The 25311-nt window shown below is 36.1% G+C and carries 26 protein-coding genes; 9 read left to right on the forward strand and 17 right to left on the reverse strand.

Features of this window, described 5'->3' with window-relative positions; translation table 11 throughout:
* Positions 1-210: 210 nt before the first annotated feature.
* On the reverse strand, positions 211-798 hold the full coding sequence (locus tag I5M32_RS08210; RefSeq protein ID WP_200585748.1) for an LOG family protein: 588 nt from the start codon (positions 796-798) through the stop codon (positions 211-213).
* A 243-nt stretch (positions 799-1041) separates the two neighbouring features.
* Entirely contained in the window at positions 1042-2511 is a 1470-nt protein-coding gene (gene guaB / locus I5M32_RS08215) for an IMP dehydrogenase (RefSeq protein WP_200585749.1), read from the reverse strand.
* A 357-nt stretch (positions 2512-2868) separates the two neighbouring features.
* On the opposite strand from guaB, the gene I5M32_RS08220 reads away from it, so the two are divergent.
* The 5 genes from I5M32_RS08220 to rpsA all read left to right on the forward strand — a co-directional run bounded on the left by I5M32_RS08220 (position 2869) and on the right by rpsA (position 8748).
* Positions 2869-3303 (forward strand): MarR family winged helix-turn-helix transcriptional regulator, encoded by a 435-nt coding sequence (locus I5M32_RS08220; protein WP_200585750.1) that lies wholly within the window; start codon positions 2869-2871, stop codon positions 3301-3303.
* Positions 3300-4319 (forward strand): NAD(P)/FAD-dependent oxidoreductase, encoded by a 1020-nt coding sequence (locus I5M32_RS08225; protein WP_200585751.1) that lies wholly within the window; start codon positions 3300-3302, stop codon positions 4317-4319. The genes I5M32_RS08220 and I5M32_RS08225 overlap by 4 nt, the downstream gene beginning before the upstream one ends.
* Before the next feature lie 75 nt (positions 4320-4394).
* Positions 4395-4715 carry a 2Fe-2S iron-sulfur cluster-binding protein gene (locus I5M32_RS08230; protein WP_200585752.1) on the forward strand — a complete coding sequence of 107 codons (321 nt, stop codon included), beginning with the start codon at positions 4395-4397 and terminating at the stop codon, positions 4713-4715.
* 382 nt (positions 4716-5097) lie between these two features.
* The gene (locus I5M32_RS08235; protein WP_200585753.1) at positions 5098-6396 is read left to right on the forward strand and encodes an NAD(P)/FAD-dependent oxidoreductase; all 1299 of its coding nucleotides are present in this window, start codon (positions 5098-5100) and stop codon (positions 6394-6396) included.
* A gap of 405 nt (positions 6397-6801) precedes the next feature.
* Positions 6802-8748, forward strand: coding sequence for a 30S ribosomal protein S1 (gene rpsA / locus I5M32_RS08240; RefSeq protein ID WP_200585754.1), 1947 nt, complete (start codon positions 6802-6804; stop codon positions 8746-8748).
* A gap of 70 nt (positions 8749-8818) precedes the next feature.
* Here rpsA and I5M32_RS08245 read toward each other — a convergent pair whose 3' ends face one another.
* Entirely contained in the window at positions 8819-9280 is a 462-nt protein-coding gene (locus tag I5M32_RS08245; protein WP_200585755.1) for a hypothetical protein, read from the reverse strand.
* A gap of 313 nt (positions 9281-9593) precedes the next feature.
* On the opposite strand from I5M32_RS08245, the gene I5M32_RS08250 reads away from it, so the two are divergent.
* Positions 9594-11378, forward strand: coding sequence for an AMP-dependent synthetase/ligase (locus tag I5M32_RS08250; RefSeq protein ID WP_200585756.1), 1785 nt, complete (start codon positions 9594-9596; stop codon positions 11376-11378).
* Between the two features lie 241 nt (positions 11379-11619).
* Here the strand turns inward: I5M32_RS08250 and I5M32_RS08255 are convergent, their stop codons facing one another.
* Complete coding sequence (locus tag I5M32_RS08255) at positions 11620-12177, reverse strand: Maf family nucleotide pyrophosphatase (protein WP_200585757.1); 558 nt, start codon at positions 12175-12177, stop codon at positions 11620-11622.
* A 176-nt stretch (positions 12178-12353) separates the two neighbouring features.
* On the opposite strand from I5M32_RS08255, the gene I5M32_RS08260 reads away from it, so the two are divergent.
* Positions 12354-12809: a ferritin-like domain-containing protein gene (locus I5M32_RS08260; RefSeq protein ID WP_200585758.1), complete on the forward strand. Its 456-nt coding sequence runs from the start codon at positions 12354-12356 to the stop codon at positions 12807-12809.
* Positions 12810-12857: 48 nt separating this feature from the next.
* Here I5M32_RS08260 and I5M32_RS08265 read toward each other — a convergent pair whose 3' ends face one another.
* From I5M32_RS08265 to I5M32_RS08310, 10 genes are all read right to left on the reverse strand, one after another.
* Positions 12858-13394, reverse strand: coding sequence for a KdsC family phosphatase (locus tag I5M32_RS08265; protein ID WP_200585759.1), 537 nt, complete (start codon positions 13392-13394; stop codon positions 12858-12860).
* Positions 13394-13843 (reverse strand): MarR family winged helix-turn-helix transcriptional regulator, encoded by a 450-nt coding sequence (locus tag I5M32_RS08270; RefSeq protein WP_200585760.1) that lies wholly within the window; start codon positions 13841-13843, stop codon positions 13394-13396. Before I5M32_RS08270 ends, I5M32_RS08265 begins: the two co-directional genes overlap by 1 nt.
* A 9-nt stretch (positions 13844-13852) precedes the next feature.
* Positions 13853-14011 (reverse strand): DUF5522 domain-containing protein, encoded by a 159-nt coding sequence (locus tag I5M32_RS08275; RefSeq protein ID WP_200585761.1) that lies wholly within the window; start codon positions 14009-14011, stop codon positions 13853-13855.
* Positions 14012-14947 (reverse strand): MBL fold metallo-hydrolase, encoded by a 936-nt coding sequence (locus tag I5M32_RS08280; protein ID WP_200585762.1) that lies wholly within the window; start codon positions 14945-14947, stop codon positions 14012-14014.
* Between the two features lie 6 nt (positions 14948-14953).
* On the reverse strand, positions 14954-15553 hold the full coding sequence (gene coaE / locus I5M32_RS08285) for a dephospho-CoA kinase (RefSeq protein WP_317193110.1): 600 nt from the start codon (positions 15551-15553) through the stop codon (positions 14954-14956).
* Positions 15550-16497: a CdaR family protein gene (locus tag I5M32_RS08290; RefSeq protein ID WP_200585763.1), complete on the reverse strand. Its 948-nt coding sequence runs from the start codon at positions 16495-16497 to the stop codon at positions 15550-15552. Before I5M32_RS08290 ends, coaE begins: the two co-directional genes overlap by 4 nt.
* A 107-nt stretch (positions 16498-16604) precedes the next feature.
* Positions 16605-16904: a preprotein translocase subunit YajC gene (yajC, locus tag I5M32_RS08295; protein WP_200585764.1), complete on the reverse strand. Its 300-nt coding sequence runs from the start codon at positions 16902-16904 to the stop codon at positions 16605-16607.
* A 13-nt stretch (positions 16905-16917) separates the two neighbouring features.
* Entirely contained in the window at positions 16918-17358 is a 441-nt protein-coding gene (locus tag I5M32_RS08300) for a DUF1573 domain-containing protein (RefSeq protein ID WP_200585765.1), read from the reverse strand.
* Positions 17358-18299, reverse strand: a complete 942-nt coding sequence (gene nusB / locus I5M32_RS08305; protein ID WP_200585766.1) for a transcription antitermination factor NusB — start codon at positions 18297-18299, stop codon at positions 17358-17360. Before nusB ends, I5M32_RS08300 begins: the two co-directional genes overlap by 1 nt.
* 42 nt (positions 18300-18341) lie before the next feature.
* Positions 18342-19430 (reverse strand): Glu/Leu/Phe/Val family dehydrogenase, encoded by a 1089-nt coding sequence (locus tag I5M32_RS08310; RefSeq protein WP_200585767.1) that lies wholly within the window; start codon positions 19428-19430, stop codon positions 18342-18344.
* A gap of 317 nt (positions 19431-19747) precedes the next feature.
* Here I5M32_RS08310 and I5M32_RS08315 point away from each other — a divergent pair, with 317 nt between their 5' ends.
* Together I5M32_RS08315 and I5M32_RS08320 are read left to right on the forward strand one after the other, a co-directional pair.
* Positions 19748-21538, forward strand: a complete 1791-nt coding sequence (locus I5M32_RS08315; RefSeq protein WP_200585768.1) for an ABC transporter ATP-binding protein — start codon at positions 19748-19750, stop codon at positions 21536-21538.
* A gap of 74 nt (positions 21539-21612) precedes the next feature.
* Positions 21613-21939, forward strand: coding sequence for a DUF3276 family protein (locus I5M32_RS08320; RefSeq protein ID WP_200585769.1), 327 nt, complete (start codon positions 21613-21615; stop codon positions 21937-21939).
* 121 nt (positions 21940-22060) lie between these two features.
* On the opposite strand, the gene I5M32_RS08325 is transcribed toward I5M32_RS08320, so the two are convergent.
* The 3 genes from I5M32_RS08325 to glgB form a co-directional block, all read right to left on the reverse strand.
* Positions 22061-22255 carry a cold-shock protein gene (locus tag I5M32_RS08325; RefSeq protein WP_200585770.1) on the reverse strand — a complete coding sequence of 65 codons (195 nt, stop codon included), beginning with the start codon at positions 22253-22255 and terminating at the stop codon, positions 22061-22063.
* Positions 22256-22375: 120 nt separating this feature from the next.
* Positions 22376-23011, reverse strand: a complete 636-nt coding sequence (locus tag I5M32_RS08330; protein WP_200585856.1) for a peroxiredoxin — start codon at positions 23009-23011, stop codon at positions 22376-22378.
* A 94-nt stretch (positions 23012-23105) separates the two neighbouring features.
* Positions 23106-25217, reverse strand: coding sequence for a 1,4-alpha-glucan branching protein GlgB (gene glgB, locus I5M32_RS08335; protein WP_200585771.1), 2112 nt, complete (start codon positions 25215-25217; stop codon positions 23106-23108).
* Between the last annotated feature and the right edge of the window lie 94 nt (positions 25218-25311).

Consider the following 25311-nt stretch of genomic DNA (forward strand, 5'->3'; position numbering starts at 1 on the left):
GAGCTGAGATTTGAGAAATGATATTTAAGAAGTGAGATAATAGATGTAAGAAGTAAGACTGAGAAAAATCTCTACTTTTAGCTTCATGTTGACGATAGGAAACCTGCCCGAAAATTCATATCAATTAACCCTTTGCCGACAAAAACTGCAGACTTACTTCCATTTTACATTCACAAACTAACTACGGGCTGCCGACTAAAAACTACAGAATTAAATCAAATTCCTGTCTTTAAACCAAACTTCATCTGGCTCGGCAACAAATTTGTTCATTTTTTTGATGATTCTAACTGGGTCGCTTTCATTGATCACCAGATCTCTATTTATTTGTTTCAAGAAACGTTGTTCTACCATCACATCCATCTGTTTAAAAAGAAAATCGTAAAAGCCCCCAATGTTTAAAACACCGATAGACTTTTTATGCAAGCCCAGTTGTAACCAAGTTAGCACCTCAAAAAATTCTTCCAAAGTGCCAAATCCTCCGGGTAAAATCAAAAAAGCATCAGAAAGATCTGCCATTTTTTGCTTACGCTGATGCATGTTTTCGGTTACGATCATTTCGGTCAAGCCTTTATGCCCAACTTCTTTATCCATTAAAAATTGAGGGATAACCCCAATCGCTTCTCCCCCACTGTTCAAAATTGCATCTGCGATCAATCCCATCACACCAACGCTTCCTCCACCAAAAATTAATTTTATTTTGTGTCCTGCCATTTCTTTGGCTAAAATTTCTACTGCTTGTTTTAAATAAGGATCGCCGTTAAAGTTAGAACCGCAATAAACGCAAAGTGATTTGATCATGCTTTTAAATTTTGTAGAGTTTATGAATAAATAGTGAACGGTTAGTCCGTATTCAATAATCGGCGCTCATCAAATAGAAAATTTTAATTGGGTTAAATAATCTGTAAACTTTAATCGGTATCTATTAAACAGTAAACTTTAATTGGTTAATCAACTAACCTACCATTTAGGAAATACTAATGTACTAACTACTAATGAACTTATAATAACTAACCATCACGCAGATACTAATGAACTAATTTCCTACCTGCTATAATTTGGTGCCTCTTTAGTAATCGTAATATCATGCGGATGAGATTCCCTAATTCCAGAGGCTGTAATCCTAACAAACTGCGCTTTCTGCAAAGCATCAATATTTTTTGCTCCGCAATAACCCATACTGGCTTTTAAACCCCCAATAAATTGGTGCATTACCTCGGCCAAAGTACCTTTGTAAGGCACACGCCCAACAATACCTTCTGGTACCAACTTCTTTATATCGTCTTCAACATCTTGGAAATAGCGATCTTTAGAACCCGCCTCCATTGCTTCAACAGAGCCCATTCCACGATATGATTTGAATTTTCTTCCCTCGTAAATTATCGTTTCCCCGGGCGATTCTTCTACCCCTGCAAATAAAGACCCAGCCATAATAGAGCTAGCCCCTGCTGCAATTGCTTTTGCAATGTCGCCTGTATATTTTATCCCACCATCGGCAATTACCGGGATGCCAGTACCCTCCAAACCTTTAGCAGCTTCATAAACCGCATACAATTGTGGTACACCAACACCGGCAATAATCCTTGTGGTACAAATAGAGCCAGGTCCAATACCTACTTTAACACCATCAGCGCCTGCATCTGCCAAAGCTTTTGCACCTGCTGCGGTGGCTACGTTTCCTGCTATAACCTGCAGATCAGGGTGTTTTGTCTTAACTTCGGTTAATTTATCTATCACGCCTTTAGAATGTCCGTGTGCGGTATCTATGGCTATCACATCAACCCCGGCTTTTACCAGAGCATCCACCCTAGCCATGGTATCATGGGTTACGCCAACTGCGGCGCCAACCCTTAACCTGCCATGCTCATCTTTACAAGCATTAGGAAAATTCTTAAACTTTTGTATATCCTTAAAGGTAATTAAACCGCTTAATTTCCCCTTGGCGTTAACAACAGGTAGCTTCTCGATTTTATAATCTTGCAAAATTAATTCTGCTTGTGCCAGATCCGTTCCTTCGGGTGCGGTAATCAAGTTTTCAGATGTCATTACTTCAGAAATTCTTTGCGACATATTTTTTTGGAACCTAAGGTCGCGGTTGGTAATGATGCCCACCAAAACATTATCCTCCGAAACCACGGGTATGCCACCAATTTTATATTCCCTCATGATCTTAAAAGCATCGCCAACCAAAGCATCTTTATGCAAAACCACAGGATCTTGTATCATGCCGCTTTCAGATCGCTTCACTCTGCGCACCTCATCTGCTTGGGCATTTATGCCCATGTTTTTATGGATCATGCCAATGCCGCCCGCTTGGGCAATGGCAATGGCCAGGTTAGAATCGGTAACCGTATCCATTGCCGCAGAAACAATAGGGACATTCAATTTTATCTTTTTGGTTAAATAGCTAGAAGTATCTACTTCGCGTGGCAAAACTTCAGAATATGCCGGCACCAAAAGTACATCGTCATAAGTTAAACCGTCGGCTAAAAATTTTGTGGGATCAAGTTGCATAGCAAATAAATTAGGGTACTCTATTTGCCGCACAAAGATAGTTTTTTTTTGAAATGATTGAGATTAAAAAGTCAAAGTTCATGATTTATTGTTTTAAAACATACCCCATAATTATTTGGGCGCTACCTTCGCCAGAAAAAGGCTTCGGTCAGGCTGCTTCGGGGTTGCCGTAATTATTTAAAAGCAGAAAAAAGCTTTTAAATAATGTACCAAGCCCTGCGCATCCTTAGCGCATAACCTAATTAACCACAAAAAACACCGGTCTTTAAAAAAACAACCAGCTAAATCTCAGTTTAATTAACATTGCCCGTTTTTGATACAGATAATTTTTTTCATATATTTGTTGCACTAATTATTATGGAAACAACAGAAAAATTCAGCACCTATTCTTACCTTTTAGATCGCACCAATAGGAAAATAAAACAGTATGCCCAAAAGTGCTTTAAAGAGCAAAACTTTGATATTACGGTTGATCAATGGCTTATATTAAAAGCTTTGAACCAAAATAATGATCAAAACCAAAGCCAGTTGGCAGAAATTACAGGTAAAGACCACCCAACGCTAACCCGCATTTTAGATCTATTGGTAAAAAAAGATTTAGTAGAACGCAAGGCGTGTACAAATGATAGGCGCAGTTTTATCATCCACTTAACAAAAAAAGGGATCCAAAAATTTGGGGAATGGTGGCCGGTTGTTGCCCAAATTAGAAATAAAGCCTGGGAAAACCTAAGCGAAGATGATTATAACGATTTAAAAAGAATATTAAACACCATTTATCAATCATTATCATGAGCAATCAAACAACTATACATACAGATTTATGCGTCATCGGGGCGGGCCCGGTAGGCTTATTTGCCGTTTTTGAAGCCGGTTTATTAAAAATGCGTTGCCATTTGATAGATGCGCTACCACAAGTCGGCGGCCAACTGTCAGAGATTTATCCCCATAAACCAATTTATGATATCCCGGGTTTCCCAGAGATTAAAGCCCAAGAATTGGTCGATAATTTAATGGAACAAATAAAACCTTTTGATCCCGGCTTTACTTTGGGCGAGAAAGTAGAAAAACTAAACCGAGATGAAAACGGAGTTTTTAAAGTAACCACTAGCTACAACACAGAAATCCATTGTAAAGCGGTTGTTATTGCAGGTGGTTTGGGTTGTTTTGAACCTCGTAAACCTGATATTGAAAATTTGGCCGTATTTGAAGGCAAAGGCGTAAACTATATGGTAAAAGACCCAGAAGTTTATCGCAACAAAAAGATCGTTGTGGCCGGTGGCGGTGATTCTGCACTAGATTGGACAATATTTTTAGCCAATATTGCCAAAGAAACAACTTTGGTGCATCGTGGAGATACTTTTAGAGGTGCACCAGACTCTGCCGAAAAAGTATTTAAACTCGCCGAGATGGGCAAGATCAATCTAATCTTATCATCACATCTAACAAAGATCAATGGTAACGGGCATTTAAAAGAAATTAATTTATTGGGAAAGGATAAAGAAGAGAAAACATTAGAGGCCGATTATTTGATTCCGCTGTTTGGTTTAAGCCCAAAACTTGGCCCAATTGCAGATTGGGGCTTAAACATAGAAAAATCACAAATTATGGTAAACACCCAAGATTACAGCACAAACGTTGAAGGTATATTTGCCATAGGCGATATCAATACCTATCCGGGAAAATTAAAATTGATTTTGAGCGGTTTCCATGAAGGTGCGCTGATGGCGCAAAGTGCTTTTAAGTTTGTTTATCCCGATCAAAAATTATCTTTTAAATACACTACCGTTTACGGCGTAAATAGTTTCTAAATTAGATTGTTAAAAACTTATCATCATCATGATTTTCCTTTTTCCTTCAACCTAAAACCTTAAACCATAAAAATAATGATAAAATTAACAGTTGTTGATAGAAACGGTACGGAACAAAAATTAGAAATTCCTGAAGAAATAAATCTTAATTTAATGGAAGTTCTTAAAGCTTCAGACTATGAAATATTAGCCAACTGTGGCGGTATGGCGCTTTGTGCCACTTGCCATGTACAGGTTTTAGAAGGCCTAGATCAATTGCCAGAACCGCAAGACCAAGAAATGGATATGTTAGATACCCTGCCCAATGCAGGAAGTGATAGTAGGCTGGCATGTCAATTGCGTATAAATGAACAATTAGAGGGAATTAAAGTTAAAATAAAAGGAGACTTAGTTTAATAACCGTATAAAAATGAGTTAGAACGATTGAACAAACAAAGAAAATTTTATTTATTCTTTATTCTTTGCCTAGCGGAGTCGATTGTCAGGCTGAGCAAAGTAGATTGTCAGGCTGAGCAAAGTCGATTGACAGGCTGAGCGAAGTCGATTGACAGGCTGAACAAAGTCGATTTTCAGGCTGAGAAAAGTCGATTGACAGGCTGAGCGAAGTCGATTGACAGGCTGAGCGAAGTCGATTGTCAGGCTGAGCGAAGTCGATTGTCAGGCTGAGCGAAGTCGATTGTCAGGCTGAGCGGAGTCGATTGTCAGGCTGAGCGGAGTCGATTGTCAGGCTGAGCGGAGTCGAAGCCCCACCCTAAGAAATTAACATTTATAATCACACATGGATAACAACAATACACAATTCCCAAAAATCATCATCATTGGTGGCGGTTTTGGGGGCATTCAATTGGCAAAAAAACTAGATAAAAAAGAAGTAGATGTTTTAATGGTTGATAGGCATAATTACCATACTTTTCAACCTTTGTTGTATCAGGTTGCAACAGGTGGTTTAGAACCAGATTCCATTGCTTTCCCGCTTAGAAAAGTTTTTCGCCATCAAAAAAACCTAAACTTTAGGGTTGCAGACGTAAAGCAGATTTTAGCCACCGAGAAAAAAATATCAACGGATATCGGAGACTTCGATTACGATTATTTAGTGATCGCTACCGGATCTGAAACCAATTTTTTCGGTCAGGCCGAGATTGAACATTTTTCTATGCCCATGAAAACCGTTCCGGAGGCTTTAAACCTACGTTCTTTGATACTACAAAATTTTGAAGAAGCCTTAATAGAGAAAGATCCAAAAAGAAAAGAGGCACTTATGAACTTTGTGGTGGTTGGTGGCGGCCCAACGGGCGTAGAAACTTCTGGTGCATTAGCAGAATTGAAAAACCATGTTTTGATCAACGATTATCCAGAATTGGATATCAAAAACATGAAGATCTATCTAATTGAAGGTAGTGATAGGGTTTTGTCGCCATTTTCTCAAGAGGCATCGGCCAAGGCAAAAGAATTTTTAAAGGATATGGGTGTAATTGTTATGGAAAACGTAAGGGTTAACCATTACGATGGAGATATTGTTACCTATAACGATACCCAGAGCATCCATACAAAAGGAGTTATTTGGAGCGCAGGTGTAAAAGGTGCCATCATCCCGGGACTAGATAAAGCAGAGGTGGTAAAAGGAGGAAGGTTAAAAACCAACGATTACAACCTTATAGAAGGTTACGATGATATTTTTGCCATAGGCGATATTGCCTATATGGAGACCAAAGATTATCCTCATGGCCATCCCGGGGTTGCGCAAACCGCCATACAACAAGGGCAACAATTAGGAGAGAATCTGCTAAAGATCATCAATAAAGAAAAACCTCAACCTTTTGATTATTACGATAAAGGATCTATGGCCACAGTAGGAAGAAACAAGGCCGTTGTAGATTTAAAACATTGGAAATTTCAGGGATTTTTTGCTTGGTTAACCTGGATGTTTGTACACCTTCTATTTTTGGTGGGCTTTAGAAACAAAGTGGTTACTCTAATCAATTGGATAGTAAACTATTTTAGTTACGATAGAGGTTCAAGGGTCATCATCAGGAAGTTTGATCGGGATGCCATGACAGAAGAGCAGAAACCTATTTAGTTAGAATGTAATCGCACAAATCTTAGGGTTATACCTATTATTTTTTTGCGTTAGGGATAGGAATGGCATCCTTTTTTGTCATCCTTCCACTGTGCCGAGGGTAACGAAAAAATCAGGATGACAAAAAAAGATATAATGCCCGCCTGAATGGAACGGGCAGGGATAGCCCGCTCGAACGCCCAAACAGATATTTAATTTTTCTGGTTCTATTCATTTTTTAAATCAATAATCAAACAATACCATCCATCTTCGCCGTATTGCGTCTCTAAATATCAACAAAAAAGAAAAATCAGTTCCCAAATGCTTCATTTTCAATTAAATTGAAAATAAAAATACTTTTTATTCAAATAATATATTCCTACCTTTGCAGTCCGCAAAAGCGGGAAAAAGGAGATAAATTAATTAATGGCAAAAAAACAAGTAGCAGAGAAGGAGTTAAAAGCTAAAGAAGCAGAACTTCATGACACTGAAAAAAAAGTAAAAGAGGTATATGAGTCAGAAGCTGATTCATTATCTATTGACGAGATTAAATCCTCATCAAAAATTGCAGACCCTGATGAATTTGATTGGGACGCTGATGAAAAAATGTTTGGCAATTACAGCAAAGCCGAACGTGAGAAAATGGAAGAAATGTACTCTGGTACTTTCAACTCTGTAACAAGGGGCGAGATTATTTCTGGGGTTGTTGTAACCATTAACAGCAAAGATGTGGTATTAAACATCGGTTTTAAATCTGATGGTTTAGTAGCCGTGAACGAATTTCGCGATATGCCCGACCTTAAGAAAGGCGATACCGTAGATGTATTTGTTGAACAAAGAGAAGACGAAAATGGCCAGTTGGTATTGTCTCGTAAAAGAGCTAAAACCCAGCGCTCTTGGGAGATGATCAACGAAGCCTTAGAAAACGATACGATCATCAACGGTTTTGTGAAAAGCAGAACTAAAGGTGGTTTGATCGTAGATATTATGGGCGTTGAAGCTTTCTTACCGGGATCGCAAATTGACATTAAGCCTATTAGAGATTACGATGTTTACGTTGGTAAAACAATGGAATTTAAGGTGGTAAAAATAAACCACGAATTTAAGAACGTTGTAGTATCGCACAAAGTTTTAATTGAAGACGATCTAGAAAGCCAAAAAGTTGAGATAGTTTCTAAACTTGAAAAAGGACAGGTTTTAGAAGGAACCGTTAAAAACATTACCGATTTTGGTGTATTTATTGACCTTGGCGGAGTAGATGGTTTATTACATATTACCGATATTTCTTGGGGCCGCATAGAGCACCCGAAAGAAGTATTATCTTTAGATGAGAAAGTTAACGTTGTTGTTCTTGATTTTGATGACGAGAAAAAACGTATCGCTTTAGGTTTAAAACAACTTTCTGCACACCCTTGGGAATCTTTAGATACTGATTTAGCTATCGGTTCTAAAGTGAAGGGCAAGATCGTTACCGTTGCAGATTATGGTGCTTTCTTAGAAATTATACCTGGAGTAGAAGGTTTGATACACGTTTCTGAAATGTCTTGGTCGCAAAACTTGCGCAACCCACAAGAGTTTATGAAAACCGGTGATGAAGTTGAAGCCGTTGTTTTAACCTTAGACAGAGACGAGCGTAAGATGTCTTTAGGCATTAAGCAATTAACGCCAGATCCTTGGGAAAATGCAGCAGAAAAATATCCTATCGGAAGCAAGCATAAAGCCGTAGTTAAAAACATGACTAATTTTGGGGTGTTTGTAGAGATTGAAGAAGGGATTGATGGATTGATCCACATTTCTGATCTATCATGGTCTAAAAAAATTAACCACCCTAATGAATTTACCAAAGTAGGCGAAGAGTTAGATACCGTTGTTCTAGAATTAGATGTTGATAATCGCAAATTAAGCCTTGGGCACAAGCAACTAGAAGAAAACCCTTGGGAAACCTTTGAAACTATCTTTACTATTGATTCTATCCACGAGGGAACGGTTACTAAAGTAACAGATAAAGGGGCAATTATTGCTTTACCTTACGGAGTTGAAGGTTTTGTACCTTCTAAACATTTAGCTAAAGAAGACGGATCCACGCTTAAAGCGGATGATGTTGCTGATTTCAAAATTATAGAATTTAATAAAGACTCTAAGAGGATTGTTGTATCTCATGCCAGAATTTGGGAACAAGTAAAAGCTGAAGAGGTTGCAGAAGAAAGAGCTAACAAGAAAAAAGAAGCTACTGCCGCAAACGCATCAGTTAAGAAAGTGAAAGATTCTGTAGAGAAATCTACTTTAGGCGATCTTGATGTGTTGTCTCAATTGAAAGATAAATTGGAAGGCGACGCAAAGAAAGCAGCTAAAAAGAAATTAGAAGCTAAATAAAATCATCTTTAATAAAAAAAGCCTGGTTGAAATTAATCAATCAGGCTTTTTTGTTTGGTATAAATCTATACTATTTAAAAACGTACTTAAAACCTAAGCCAAACCTACCTGCGGTAAATCTATCGCCAACGGTATCACCTAGATAAATTGATGGCCTCCAATCAAAACTTAACGCAAGCGGTGCGTTATCTATTTTATAATCTAAACCAACCATTGGCCTTAAGAAAAAACTAGAACCACCAGAATAAAGATTTACGGCAGGGCCACCACCTAAATACCACTTTAAGCCGCTAGCACCTTTAAAATCTTGGTGGTATTGGTAGTAAGCAGCAATTAATGTATTGTTGCTACCAAACAAAATATCGGCCTCAATGGCATTGTTGGCATTAAAAAAATGCTTTAAAGTAGGGCCAACCAAAGTTTGGCCAGTTCCGAAATCAATACCCAAGCCAGCACTTGTGGTGTAACTTTGGGCAGATGCGCTAATGGCAAAGCAGATTAAAGCGAATGTAGTTAAGATTAATTTTCTCATAATTTTAATTGTTTGTTAAACTCTGCAATTAGCCAATTTTGTGCCAAAAACCAACCATATGAGACAAAAAAACTAAATTTTTATAGCCTATTGTGATAAAAACTTAAATATCAGATAAATATTTTTTTACTTAACAGGTGCTAAAAACATGATTTTTGAGAGATTTGAACCCTTTATAAGAAAGAAAAATTATTTTGGCATAATTGGGTGTAATTATTGATTTATTTACATATTTTAGGATAAACCGCTTTAAGATCTTAAAATCGAATCTTATCTTATAGCAACCAATTAATATCATAAAACCAAACTAACAATGGAGAAAATAAGCAGAGTTTTTGACTTACTTACTTACCATAAAGCACATTTTGATGCCGATGATATCTTAGCAACAAAAGTTAACAGCAATTGGATAAAATATAGCATTGATCAATTTATTGATAACGCTAACTACATAAGTAAAGGGTTAATTGCCTTGGGCATTAAAAAAGACGATAAAGTAGCCATCATGTCTGAAAACCGGCCCGAATGGAATTTTTGTGATTTCGGTATTATGCAGATTGGTGCCACACAAGTGCCCATGTACCCTACACTAGCTGAAAATGATATAAAATTCATTTTGAATGATGCCGAAATAAAAATCATTTTTGTTTCTACCAAAGAAATATATGATAAAATTAATACAGTAAAGGAATCATCAGCAATACCTATCTCCATTTACACTTTTGATAAGATAAATGATCTTGCACATTGGGAAGAAGTGAAAAATTTAGGTAAAAAAAATAGCGATATTGATTTAGAACCCTATAAATCGCAGATCACCAAAGACGATCTATTAACCCTCATCTATACATCTGGCACTACCGGAACCCCAAAAGGGGTAATGCTAACACATGAAAACTTAATGAGTAATGTGATCTACTCTGCCCCAATGTATCCCAAAGAGATAAAAAAGGCCTTAAGCTTTTTACCCCTTTCGCATATTTTTGAGCGGATGGTTTGTTATATGTATTTTTATCTAGGGATTTCTGTTTATTATGCCGAGAGTATAGATACCATTGTAGCAAATTTGGTAGAAGTTAAGCCGCATTGCTTTACCACCGTACCAAGGTTATTAGAAAAAGTTTATGACCGTATAGTTGCCAAAGGGCATGAACTTTCTGGCATTAAAAAATCTCTTTTCTTTTGGGCTTTACAATTGGGGCACAATTATGAAGTTGAAGGGAAAAACGGTTTTTTCTATGAACTAAAATTAAAAATTGCCAGAAAACTTATTTTTAGCAAATGGCGTGAAGCTTTAGGAGGAGAAATTTTGTGTATCGTTTCTGGTGGCGCAGCCCTACAAGAACGCCTAGCTAGGGTGTTTTGGAGTGCTGATATTAAAGTTTTAGAAGGTTATGGCTTAACAGAAACATCGCCTGTGATAGCCGTAAACGCCCCTTTTAAAGGACAAACTAAGTTTGGAACCGTTGGGAAGGTGCTAAATAATTTACAGGTTAAAATTGCAGAAGACGGTGAGATTTTGGTTAAAGGCCCAAGCGTAACAAAGGCTTATTACAAAAGACCCGATGCAACAGCAGAAACCATAATTGACGGTTGGTTCCACACGGGGGATATTGGCGAATTTAAAGATGGCTTTTTGGCCATTACCGATAGAAAAAAAGAAGTTTTCAAAACGGCAGGCGGTAAATACGTTGCTCCGCAGGTTTTAGAAAACAAATTTAAAGAATCTGTTTATATAGAGCAGATTATGGTTGTTGGAGAAAACCGAAAATTCCCATCTGCATTGATCGTACCCAATTTTGAAAAATTAAAAGATTGGGCAGCAAAAAATGGAATTAGCGAAACCGATCCCGAAAAATTAGTGAAAGATAAGGCTATTTGCGAAAAAATTTGGAACGAAGTAGAAAAATTGAACACTAACTTTGGCCATTGGGAACAAATAAAAAAAATTGCGCTCTTGCCTCAAGAATTTACGATTGACGGTGGAGAATTAACCCCTAAATTGAGCATCAAAAGAAAAGTTGTTTTAAGTAAGAACAAAGACCTGATAGAAAAAATTTATGCCAGTATTGATGCGCAAGAGCATCATGTTAAATAACTGGTATTTAACAGTATAGTTATGATCATAGATTTTTGAGCTAAAGCAGGTAAATTTATTTGAAAATAGCCGTTATTATTTAAAGTTTAAACAGCAATTTTGAACACCTTTAAAATATAAATGGGTATATAAAAATCAAGGTGGTTTAAGCTAATTGCCTAACCAAAATTTGGTTGTAAGCGTAGGCAACTATCAAATAAATTTTAAACGGGCCATTATTAATATTTAACAAATTAGTGAATTACAAAAATCGCATCAACTCGCTGTTCAATTTTTCTGTGGGCAAACCCATAACATTGGTATAAGAACCTTCTATAGAAGAAACGCCCACCATCCCAATCCAATCTTGTATGCCATAAGCTCCAGCTTTATCTAAAGGCCGGTAGTTTAAAATATAAAACCATAATTGATCATCGCTAAGTTTAGAAAAAGCGACTTTTGTGGTTTGAGAAAAGGTGTGTACTTTCTTTTTGGATTTAATGGTAACGCCGGTTACTACCAAATGGGTTCTTCCGTTTAACTTACTTAACATTTCAAATGCGTGTTCATTATTCTTGGGTTTACCCAGTAACTCATCATTAATGATTACAACCGTATCTGCGGTAATAATTATTTCATCATCGTAATTGATTTCAAAAGCATCCGATTTTATTTTTGATAGGTATGGTGCTACTTCTATTAAAGGTAATCCGGCAGGGTAGCTTTCATCAATCTCTTTGATCATCAACTCAAACTCAAAACCCATCAGTTTTAAAAGTTCTTGCCTTCTGGGCGATTTAGATGCTAAATATATTTTCATCGACAATTAAATCAGGTTTTTTGCTAAAATGCGATAAATAATTTAATGAATGCAACAATTATTGATACGATGATATTTTATTAAATATCAACAACTCCCATCTTTGGCATATTAAATGTTTTATGAAGCATAAATATCTCTATTGTAAGAGAATTGCAAAACATAAAACAAATATCATGAAAAATCAAAATGAAATCATTAACGATCTTAAAGTATTGGTCAATATTTTAAATGACGGAAAAGAAGGCTACAAAGATGCGGTAGAACACGTAAAATCTAAAGATTTGAAAGAAACTTTTTTAGCATTTTCTGCAGAAAGGGCAATTTATGCCGAAGAATTGAAAGCTCATATTTTACAACACGGCGGTTCGTCTGATAATGATGAAGGTGGGGTTTTAGGTGCCCTGCACAGATCTTGGTTAGCAATTAAAGAGGCTTTTTCTTCTAATGAAGATGGAGCAATTTTAAGTGCCATTGAAACTGGAGAAGAAGCTGCGCTAGAAAAATATGACACCATATTAAAAGATTACGAAGGCCATGCAGATCATTACGCTTTGTTAAAAAAACAGAGAGATGGAATTAAAGGGCATTTAAACAAAATCAAATCGCTTGAATTAGCACATCAAGACTGATTATAATCTATATTATGGGTTAGGTTATATTCAAACAAAGAATATGATCTAGCCCTTATTTTTTAGTGCACCGTCATTAGCTGATGGCTTTTCTACAAACCAATCGCCTTTTACTTTCAAAACCTTTTCAATTATGTCCCGTACAACGCCTTGGCCACCTTTAAATTCAGAAATATAGCCGGCACAGTTTTTTATCTCTTCAACCGCATCAGCAGGACAAACTGAGAGTGCAACCTGTTCCATAATTTCTTGATCGGGCAAATCGTCTCCCACATAAACTATTTCTTCTCTTTTTAAATTGGCATTATTTAAAAAATCTTCAAACAATGGCATTTTATAAGAAGCGCCCAAATAAACATGATCAATGCCCAAACCCTGCATCCTAAGCCCAACAGATTTAGATTTTGCACCTGTAATGATACACACATGGTAACCTTTGCCCATGGCTAACTGGATTGCGTAACCATCTTTAATGTTATATTGCCTCAATTGATCTCCGTTTTCGGTAATCAAGATCTTACCATCGGTTAAAACACCATCAACATCAAAAATAAAGGTGGTTATCTGTTTTAATTTATCTAGCATTAGCCTCTTAATTTATCCAATAAATTACTTAAATGTTGGCAATCTTTTTCTGAAATATTCTGGGATAAAATCTTTGACATTTCAGCTTCTAAATGAATGTTCTCTAAAAGGCATAAACCTTTATCGCTAATTAGAATATCCACAGATCGCCTATCTTTTTTATTGGTATTGCGGGTTACCAATTCTTTTTGTACTAACCTATCAACAATACGCGATGCGTCAGACATTTTATCTAACATCCTCTCTTTTAAAATATTAACGGTACATGGATTAGGATATTGGCCCCTTAAAATCCTTAAGATATTGAATTGTTGATTTGTGATTTTATGTTGATTCAACTCTTTTTTTAACATCGAGTTTAACCAATTATATGTGAAAAGGATATTTACCGAAGCCTTGTGATAATTGTTGATAAACTTATTGTTCTTGATCTCTTTTTCAATTTCCATAATTGATGGTTATTTGGAGTTTTGATTGTTTTTTTGTGCTTTCTTATATTTCCAGGGACAATGTTTACACTCGTTCTTACAACAATACCCTCTGTTTAAATGATATTTTTCTGTAAAAACGTAGTTACCATCTGCGTTAATATAATAATCTATCTTTTCTATTAACATCTAAAGAATCTTTACCTCTAAACTATCGCTAAAATAATGCTTTAAATTTTTACCATCGCCATGTAGTGTCCAAACTTTTTTTGGCGATACAATTTTAATGGTTTGCAAGATACCTTCCCAATCTACATGATCAGAAATATAGAGCTTTTCATCATTCCCTTTTTGTATATTATCCCAACCAGATGCAAAGATCTTAACCAGATTGATCGCTTTACCGTAAGCGTTAAAAGTAAGCGGGGGTACTAAATAAACCTGGTTTGTTTGGTGTTGTTTTATCCATTTACGATCATAAAATTGGTATTTACCTAAATCATACCCTTGTTTTTGATAAAGTTGATGTATTGGGTAAATGGAATAATGAACCAAAACGTTTTTTTGGGGACAAATTTTATTGATGAGTTGCGTAATACGCTGCGCCTTGCCCAAACCATAAACACCTAGTAAAATATTTTGATGGATACTATTGAGTTTTTCAATTTCTTTTGCTGGATCTGGATGTTTGGTTTCTGGGTTTGCAAAAGTTGTTTCTGTAATCAAAACATCTGCTTTACAAAATTCTATGGGTTGGCAAGTGGCATCTTCTTGTAATTTATAATCGCCAGTGTAGAGGTAAGTTACATTTTTATATACCATCTTGATCATTGCAGAGCCAATGATGTGCCCTGCCGATAGGAAAGAAATTAACACCTCTCCTATCTTAAATTCTTGATGATAATTATATAAATGAAAGTGTTTACCTGCATTTTTTTTAAACCTTAGCACCATAATTTCTTTGGTTGGGCAGGTACAAAAAACGTGGTGATTGTTTGGCCTTGCATGATCACCATGGGCATGGGAAATGACCACATTGTTTACCGGCAAAATTGCATCAATATAAAAATCTCCGTATTTACAATATAAACCCTGTGGCGTTTTAATCAAAAAATCGTCTTCCATTAAATGTTAGGTATGTTGGGCCTTATTTAAAAATACCCGGTGTAGTTTTAGCACTTGGGGGATCAGAAGATCAACCTCATTGTTGTAAACGATATAATCTGCCAGCTCCTGTTTTTTTGCCTCTGAAAGTTGATTGTTGATTCTTTCTTGCACTTTTTCATTGCTGATACGGTCCCTCAGCATTATTCTTTTGATACGCAATTCTAAAGGAGAGCTCACCAAAATATTGATGTTGTTTTTTAAGTAAGATCTACTCTCGAAAAGTAAAGCTGCTTCTTTTGTTACATAAGGAGATTTTTGTTTTTGGCTCCAAATATCCATTGCTTCAAAAACCTTTGGGTGTACCAAAGAGTTTAATATATTCAACTTCTCAGGAGAATTAAAAACTTGGTTTGCAATATGCTTTCTATTTAGGTTGCCGTTTGCAAGATAGGCTTTAGACCCAAAATTTTGTCTTATGGCTTCCATTAAAGATCCATCGCTAATCATTAATTCTTTTGCGGCATCATCTGCATAAAACACCGGGATGTGTAAAAGCTCAAATATTTTACAAACAGTAGTTTTTCCGCTACCGATACCTCCGGTTATACCAACTTTAAACATCATTTCCTTATAAAAAAATCTATTTGATTTGGTTCTACCCTTCTAAACTTTAAAAAAGGTTTTTTCTTTTCTATAACAATGGGCAGTTGTTGCATTTTATCGTTTTTCCATAAATTAAAATCTACCGTTGCCACAAAATCGCTTTCATTTACATTGGCATAAGCCGATAAAGGAACCATAAAAACTATTTTAACCTTTTCTGGTATCAGCTTAATATTATAGTATTCTTTATTATTGATTACCTTAACGGGTATTTTAAATGTTTTTTCTGTAAATTCTTCTATCGGTATTTTAGCCAATGTTTGCGAGGGGAAAACAGAAATATTGTTTTCATCGGGTTGTTTTAAACTAACGTTTTGTATTATATCTACATTAACTTTATTTTTATCTAGCGTATCTGTTGGCCAATAAGTAATTTTATCTAACTCTTTCTGGGGCCCAGTTACGGTTACTTCTTTTGGGTCTAAAACCACCTGGTTTGATTGCCCAAACTGTTTGATAAAAGAAAGCTTGGTAACCAATTTAATAGGCACCCTCTTAACTTTTCTTGTAGTAAAATCAAAATAAAGTGTATCTGGCACAACGCTAACAATTTGCTGTTGTGAAGAATACTCTTGGTTAATGTCTTTCAACTGGTTGGTAAAAGTGATAAAATTTCTATTTTTTAGAGGTGCCAAACTAACTTTTACATCTTTGGGGTAGATCCTTAATTTGGTAAATAACAATTGCCAGCCCGTCCCTTGAACGGTTAAAACCACTGTATCTGACTGTAAGGGATTAAAAGCTTTGTTTAAAGGCGGGTTTTTGAAAATTACGGCGGTCTTTACTTCATATTCATAATTGTTAGAAAGCGAAAAAAACAACCATGCTAAAACTGCTAAGATTAAGCAAGTAAAGAAGATGGTAAGTTTTCTTCTTTCTATTGCAGATAATTTAATGATAGCCATAATTACAATTTTACGTTAAAGGTATCAATTAGCGAATTATAAAAAGGTTTTTAACAAAAAATGCCGTTTTTTCCAAAACGGCATCCTTGTTATCTACAACTTAAATATTATGCGTTTATTACCTTAGAGGCATCTAAGGAAACTGCAGATTTATCAAACCTGATCTTACCGCCACCTTCAGTTTCTATCAAGAAGGTAGTTTCGTTCATATCTGCAATTTTACCGTGAATACCTGCCGTAGTAATCACTTTATCACCTTTTTTAAGTTCTGCAACAAACTTTTTATGGTCTTTTGCTTTTTTCATCTGTGGCCTTATCATAAAAAAATAAAACACCACAACAATTAATACCATAGGTAAAAAACTCATGATATTGGCTGGTAATTCTAATAAAATCAAATTTAACATGTTTATATATTTATTATTTTTTTGTTACTTCTCCTATTAAATGAACTTGTGTTTGTGCTGGGATGGTATTTGCGGTAATGGTAATTACCTTGTCTTGCAATCCTTCTTTGCCAGTACTATTAAAAACAACCTTGATGATACCTTTTGCCCCTGGCGAGATTGGATCTTTTGGAGGCTCTGGGATGGTACAACCGCAAGACGCGATTGCCTCTTTGATGATCAAAGGTGTTTTTCCAACGTTGGTAAACTCATAATTGTAAGAAACCTTTTCTCCTTCTGTTATCTTCCCAAAATCATGTACATTGTTTTCAAACTTAAATTTAGGTGCGCTTGCTTGGTTAACAGATGATCCTTGGTTAACAACAGAACTATCCTGGTTTGCTGTTGAAGCTTTGTTATTGTTACAAGATGCTAAAACAACCAGGGTTAATAAACTAAAAACTAATTTTTTCATTATAATAATCCTCTTCCGTATTTTTTGATTTTTCCTTGATTTTTTAAATCGTCTAAAATTTTGTCTAAAATACCATTTATAAACGAATTGCTTTTTGGTGTGCTAAATTCTTTGGCTATTTCTAAATATTCGTTAATGGTTACTTTTAAAGGGATGCTGGTAAAGAAAACAAATTCTGCCAAAGCCATTTTCATTAAAATCACATCTACAAGTGCAATCCTATCTGCTTCCCAATTTTTTGTTTTTACCACGATCATCTCTTGGAAACTATCATTGTTGGCAATAGTTTTCTGAAAAAGATCTAATATAAATTCTTTGTCTTCTAACCAATTAACACTAATACTTGCTAAATCATTTTTACCGGTCTCAGAATCAAAGTTCTTTAGGGTCTTAGCGATCATGGCCTGCAAAACATCTTGATCTACCTGCCAGTTCAGATGTTTTTCTTCCAAAGCCTGTTGCGCTAAAGTAGATTTTAAGATAACTTTTTTAAAGATAAACTTGATTAAATCTTTGTCGGTATGGAGGTCATGCTCTGAGCTTTTTATGTAATCTTTATACTCTTCAGATGCCCTCAAGGCGGCAAATAAAGACCTAGCCAATTCGGGATCAAAATCCCAAGAGGTTTTATACTTCTTAACTGCCGTTAGGTATTCATTATTGTTGAGTAAAATTTTAACAAATAAATTGTTTAAAACTTTAAGGTTAGCATTTAGATCATCTTCGGTAGGCAAATGTTTGTTTGCCCTATCAATGGCATCTATTTCTGCATATTGGGTAACATCAACGATCAATGCCAATAAACTGATATACATTTCAAAAACCTTATCAACACTTGCTAAAAGATTTTTTTCTTGAAGCCGAATATCCTTAACCTCTGATTGTTGAAAAGCATACAAAACCTGCATTACTTTTACCCTTAGGTGCCTTCTATTTAACATTTTTAAAGAACGATTTGGTTTTTAAAACCCGTAAAATTATAATTAATAAGTTGATTTTATTTTTTTGATGTCTTGGATTCTCTTTTCTGCGATTTTGTTGGCGGCCAAACTAGTGGGTATTTTTTCTGCTTTTGATTTTTTAAGTACTTCCCTTGTTGCCTCGTAAATATTATCGGCCAGTTGCATGGTTCTCTTTTTATTATAACCGGCTATTTCAGAGTAACAATTTATTAAACCACCCGCATTGATCAAATAATCTGGGGCGTATAAAATACCTTTATCCAATAGCAATTGCCCGTCTATTTTTTCATCTGCCAATTGGTTATTGGCAGATCCAGCAACTATACTGCATTTCATTTTGCCGATAGTTTCTGAATTAACGGTTGCTCCCAAAGCACACGGTGCATAAACATCAAAATCAAGATCAAAAAGCTGATTGTTGTTTACCACCTCCGCTCCGTACCTTTTGGCCACCTTGCCTAAACGCTCCTCGTTAATATCGCTCACATAAACTTTTGCGTTTTCTGCCCTTAACAAACTTACCAAATACTCGCCTACATGCCCGGCACCTTGCACCGCAACGATCCTCCCGGCTAAACTATCTGTACCAAAAAGCTCTTTTACACAAGCTTTTATCCCCATAAAAACCCCTCTTGCAGTAATTGGCGAAGGGTCTCCACTACCGCCAACACTTTCAGGCACCCCGGTAACATACTCGGTCTCCATACGGATATATTCCATATCTTTTGTGCCGGTACCAACCTCTGCGGCCGTAATAAAAGTTCCGTTTAGGTCTTCTATAAACCTGCCAAACCTGCGCATCATTGCTTCAGATTTATCCGTTCTGCTATCGCCAATGATTACTGCTTTACCACCGCCTAAATTTAAGCCGGTTATTGCAGCCTTATAAGTCATGGCTTGGGATAACCTCAAAACATCGTTTAATGCGTCTTGCTCTGTTTTGTAAGACCACATCCTAGTACCGCCAATTGCTGGGCCCAATGTGGTATCATGTATGGCGATGATCGCTTTTAGACCTGTGTAATCATCATTACAAAAAACAACTTTTTGATGACCGCAAGCACTAAGTTGATTAAAAATTGAGTTTTCTTCTAGTTTAACGGATGACATATACGGCAAAAATTGAAGCTATTGAAGCTATCTGTGGTGCAAAAGTAGATTTTTTTATCGGTGTCAGAAAATAAATCGGTTTAAAAGGCATAGTTTTACTGTTTAATCTTTGTTTTAGCAGCAAAGCAAGGTTAATTCTTACCATAAGACAGCCTTCATTCTTGGCTCTTTCAGCGAAGCGGTCTCGATTCTTCGTTCTTCACTCTTGCCTCTTTAAGCGAAGCGGTCTCGATTCTTCGTTCTTCACTCTTGGCCCTTTAAGCGAAGCGGTCTTGATGCTTTATACTTAAAAATCCCTACTTTTGTAAACAGAATATATGAAAGAACTTGCCTATTTAAATAAATTCTTCTTAAAATATAAATGGAAGCTATTACCTGGGGTCGTATTTGTAATTATATCTAATTTCTTTGCCGTTATACCCGCACAAATCATACGTATCGCTTTTGATTTGGTTAACGAAAACATAGCTCTTTACCGCCTGTTTAATGGTTTTGATAAACAAGCATTGATACTAGATATTTTTGGTTCTAGCCTGTTGTTTTTTGGGGGATTGGTTATCGTTATCGCTTTAATAAGAGGTCTGTTCTTGTTTTTTATGCGCCAAACCATCATTTTAACCAGCAGGCATATAGAGTTCGACCTTAAGAACGAAATCTACCAGCAATACCAAAAACTCTCTCTAGCTTTTTACAGAAGAAACAATACCGGCGATTTAATGAATAGGGTTACAGAAGATGTAAGCCGAGTGAGGATGTATGTTGGGCCAGCTATCATGTACACCATTAACACTTCCATATTATTCGTTTTGATCATCATCGCAATGCTAAACGTAAACGTAAAATTGGCTTTATACTGTTTGGCACCGCTCCCACTTCTTGCAATTACCATCTATTATGTAAATAATATCATCAACCATAAAAGCGAGAAAATTCAGAAACGTTTAAGTACGCTATCATCTTTTGTGCAAGAAACTTTTTCTGGGATTAGGGTTATAAAATCTTATGTGCGGGAAGAAAACATAAGAGAAGGGTTTGCCAAAGAAAGCGAAGCTTATAAATCAGAATCATTATCACTGGTTAGGGTGCAAGCTTTTTTTTTCCCAACCATGCTTTTAATGGTGGGCTTAAGTACAATTATTACCGTTTATATTGGCGGTATACAGGTAATAAACGGCAAAATAAGCAGCGGTAACATTGCAGAATTTATTGTTTATGTAAACCAGCTCACCTTCCCTGTTACATCTTTAGGATGGGTAACCTCGTTAATTCAAAGAGCTGCTGCATCGCAAAAAAGGATCAATCAGTTCTTAAAAATTAAACCAGAGATCAGCAATCCAAACCCAAACCCTTTAAAAGTTAATGGCACAATCGCTTTTGAGAATGTAAGCTTTACCTATCCCGATACAGGCATACAAGCCCTAAAAAATATTTCTTTTGATATTAAAGAGGGGCAATTATTGGCCATAATCGGGAGAACGGGGTCTGGTAAATCTACCATTGCCAATTTGGTAATGAGGATGTACGATGTTGATAAGGGCGCTATAAGAATAGATGGTACAGACATCAAATACCTAAACTTAGAAGATTATAGAAGCCAAACAGGCTTTGTGCCTCAAGAGGTCTTTTTGTTTTCTGATACCATCGCAAGAAACATAGCCTTTGGGCAAGATAAATTGGATATGCAGCAGGTAGAGCAAGCCGCAAAAGATGCCGCAGTTTATAAAAACATCATTGCATTTGATAAAAAGTTTGAAACCTTTATTGGTGAGAGGGGGATTACTTTATCTGGTGGGCAAAAGCAACGGGTTTCCATAGCTAGGGCGATTATAAAATCTCCGCAAATCTTAATCTTTGATGATTGCCTTTCTGCCGTAGATACCAAAACAGAAGAAGAGATCTTAAACAGCCTGGGCAAGGTTATGAAAGGCAAAACAAGTATCATAATTGCACACAGGGTTTCTACCATAAAAAATGCAGATAAAATTATTGTATTGGATAATGGCGAAATTGTAGAACAGGGCACACATGATATTTTAATGGATAAAAAAGGAGTTTATTTTGAGCTTTACGAGAAACAATTATTAGAAGAACAGCAAGAATTATCTTAAACTTTGATGGTTTATTTGGAACTTCGGTATTTTCTTTATTTATTTACCGCAACAAACCACAAATTTATTTTATAATGGGAGATTACGATAACAGGGAAAGAGAAGAAGTTTACTCTAAGAAGGTAAGGGCCGGCAAAAGAACCTATTTCTTTGATGTAAAAGCTACTAGATCTAACGATTACTACATTACCATCACAGAGAGCAAAAAAAGATTGGAGGATGGTGTGTTCATCAAGCATAAAATCTTTTTATATAAAGAAGATTTTGAAAAGTTTGCCGAAGGTTTAACAGATACCGTAGATTATATTAAGGCTAACCAAGAAGTGGTAGAAAAAAAATATGAGTTTAACCCAGATGGTGCACCAGTAAAATCAGATGATGATTTCTCTTTCGATATTTAACGGATAGATATAAAATATTTTAACGGCCGGTTTTATTAAAAATCGGCTTTTTTTGTGAAAAAGGGTATTTAACAAAAAAAGCCCAGCTAAATTAGCGGGGCTTTAAAAAATAATATTTGATTTATACTTTTCTAACGTTTACCGCTTGTGGCCCTTTTTTACCTTCAGAAACCTCAAACTCAACATTATCATTATCTTTAATTCCATTAACCCCACCTTCTACATCTTTGAAGTGGACAAAGATATCTTTCCCTTGGAAAATAATAAATCCAAATCCTTTTTGAGCGTTAAACCATTTTACTGTACCTGTTTCCATAAAAAATTGATTTTTAAAATTTATAGTTAAAATAAAACCAACGTCTGTAAAGTAACAAGAACTTGATTGTTATTTTGTTAATACCCAAATTTATAATTATTTTCTATCAAACAAACTAAATTATTTATTTGGTTGAGGTGTGGTTCTCAAATAAGGCTTGATCACTTTATGCCCTTTTGGGAATTTAGCTGGGATATCTTCTGTTTTGATAGCAGGTGAAACAACTACATCTTCGCCATCTTTCCAATCTGCAGGTGTGGCTACGCTATGGTAAGCAGTTAATTGTAATGAATCTATCACCCTCAAGATTTCTTGGAAATTTCTTCCCGTTGATGCTGGGTAGGTAATTATCAATTTAACCGTTTTATCTGGTGCTATGATAAACAAAGACCTAACAGTTAATGTTGCGGAAGCGTTTGGATGTAGCATTCCGTAAGCTTCTGAAATGCTCTTATCTTCATCTGCGATAATAGGAAAATTAACTTCTGTGTTTTGGGTCTCGTTAATATCATTTATCCAACCTTTGTGAGATTCTACAGAATCTACGCTCAAAGCCATCACTTTAACATTTCTTTTATCAAACTCTGGTTTTAAAGAAGCCGTACGGCCCAATTCTGTTGTACAAACGGGCGTATAATCTGCCGGATGAGAGAAAAGCACCCCCCAACTATCGCCTAAATAATCATAAAAATCTATTTCTCCGTTTGAGGTCTTGGCCTTAAAATTCGGAGCTATATCACCTAATCTTAACATAATATATTTCTTTTAATTTATACTACTAAATTAGTAGAGTTTTATTGATAAAGCAAATTATAAAACACAAGCTTGTAATCGCATGACAATGTTAACTCTATTGTGCTTTAAAAACCACCATCCCTAAAGGAGGTATATTTACTTCTATGGAATTTGCTTTCCAATGACTTCCCTTTTCCTCAGATCTTTTAACAGAATTGGTAATGCCACTTCCCCAAAACTCTTGAGCATCTGAATTGAAAATTTCTTTATAAACACCAGGCTTAGAAACCCCAAACCTGTAATTGCATCTAGGCACAGGGGTTAAATTAAGAGCAATCACTAAATCGTTTTTTGGATCATAACCTTTTCTGGCAAAAACCACAACAGAATTTTCCCAATCATCATTAACCAACCATTCAAAACCGTTGCCATCAAAACTTCGCTCGTATAATGCCGGTTCTTGCTTATAAAGCTTGTTTAATGCCATTACCGTTTTCTTGATGCCTTGGTGTGGAGCATATTCTAACAAATGCCAATCTAAAGAGTGCGTAGGGTCCCATTCTTTTGTTTGTGCAAACTCGTTACCCATAAACAGCAATTTTGTCCCAGGATGGGTCCACATATAGCTATAAAGTAATCTCAAATTTGCAAACTGCTGCCACTCGTCTCCGGGCATTTTATAGATCAAAGATTTTTTTCCATGTACCACTTCATCATGCGATAGCGGTAGCATAAAATTCTCTGTAAAGGCGTAAATAGTACTAAAAGTAAGTTCAGAATGATGGTATTTTCTATTGATTGGATCTTCTGCAAAATAGCTTAGGGTATCGTTCATCCATCCCATCATCCATTTTTGCCCGAAACCTAAACCACCTGTATAAGTTGGGTGGCTAACTCCTGGGAAAGAGGTAGATTCTTCTGCTATCGTTTGCACATCAGGAAAATTGGCATAAACCGCTTCGTTAAATTCTTTTAATAAAGAAATGGCTTCTAAATTCTCTCTTCCGCCAAATTCATTCGGTATCCATTCTCCTTCTTCTCTAGAGTAATCCAAATATAACATCGATGCTACGGCATCTACCCTTAAACCATCAACATGGTACCTATCTAACCAAAAAATGGCATTAGAGATTAAAAAAGAACGTACCTCATTACGCCCATAGTTAAAAATGTATGATTTCCAATCGGGATGGAAACCTTTCTTCATATCGGCATGTTCATAAAGATGGGAGCCATCAAAATTATAAAGGCCATGCGCATCTCCGGGGAAATGTGATGGCACCCAATCCATTATTACTCCAATATCATTTTTATGGAACTCTTCTATTAGGTACATTAGATCTTGAGGGGTACCATATCTGCAACTGGCCGCAAAATAACCGGTGATCTGGTAGCCCCAACTAGGGTAAAATGGATGCTCCATCAATGGCATAAACTCTACATGGGTAAAGCCCATTTCTTTAACATAAGGCACTAATTTATAGGCCATGTCTCTATAAGAAACATATTGGTCTGGTGATTCTATCCCTCTTGCCCAAGAGCCAAAATGGACTTCATAAACCGCCATTGGTTGGTTTAAAGCATTGTTTTTATGCCTTTTTCTCATCCATGAGGCATCTTTCCATTCATACCAATTATCCCAAACTATAGATGCGGTACGTGGTGGCTCTTCAAATCTTAGGGCATAGGGGTCTGCTTTTTCTAAATCTTCTCCGGTGGTAGAGTTTATAAAGTATTTATAGGCCTCGCCGTTACCTACGTTGGGAATAAAACCTTCCCAGATCCCAGATCCATCCCATCTTACGTACAATGGATGGGTGCCTTTATCCCAATAGTTAAAATTTCCCATTACAGAAACATAATGGGCGTTGGGAGCCCAAATGGCGAAATAAGTGCCTGTTATACCCCTATGCTCTATAACATGGCTCCCAAATTTTTCATAAAGCTTGTAATGCTTACCAGATCTGAACAAAGAAATATCAAAATCCGTAAATCTCGAATAAACGTAAACCGATCTGTTTTCTTCCTTTTTAGGGATCAGTATGTTTTTATCATCGGTTAGGTTTTCTAAAATCGATTTTTTTCCCGCTCGTTTTTTTACAACTAAGGTGTTTTCTGGTTCTACTTTATCTTTGTGGGGTTCTCTTTTAACCGTGGCCTTTTTACCGGAAGGTTTTTTATCAGCCGCGTTCAATTTTACAGATTGTTCTTTTATTTTCTTGGCCATAGAGCTAGAATATGTTAATTGGGTATTAATTTGGTTAGTTAATCTTGCGAGGATTATTTGAACAATTTACACATTAAATCATGTTTAATATACT

The organism is Pedobacter segetis (assembly GCF_016623585.1).
GTDB classification, from domain to species: Bacteria; Bacteroidota; Bacteroidia; order Sphingobacteriales; family Sphingobacteriaceae; genus Pseudopedobacter; species Pseudopedobacter segetis.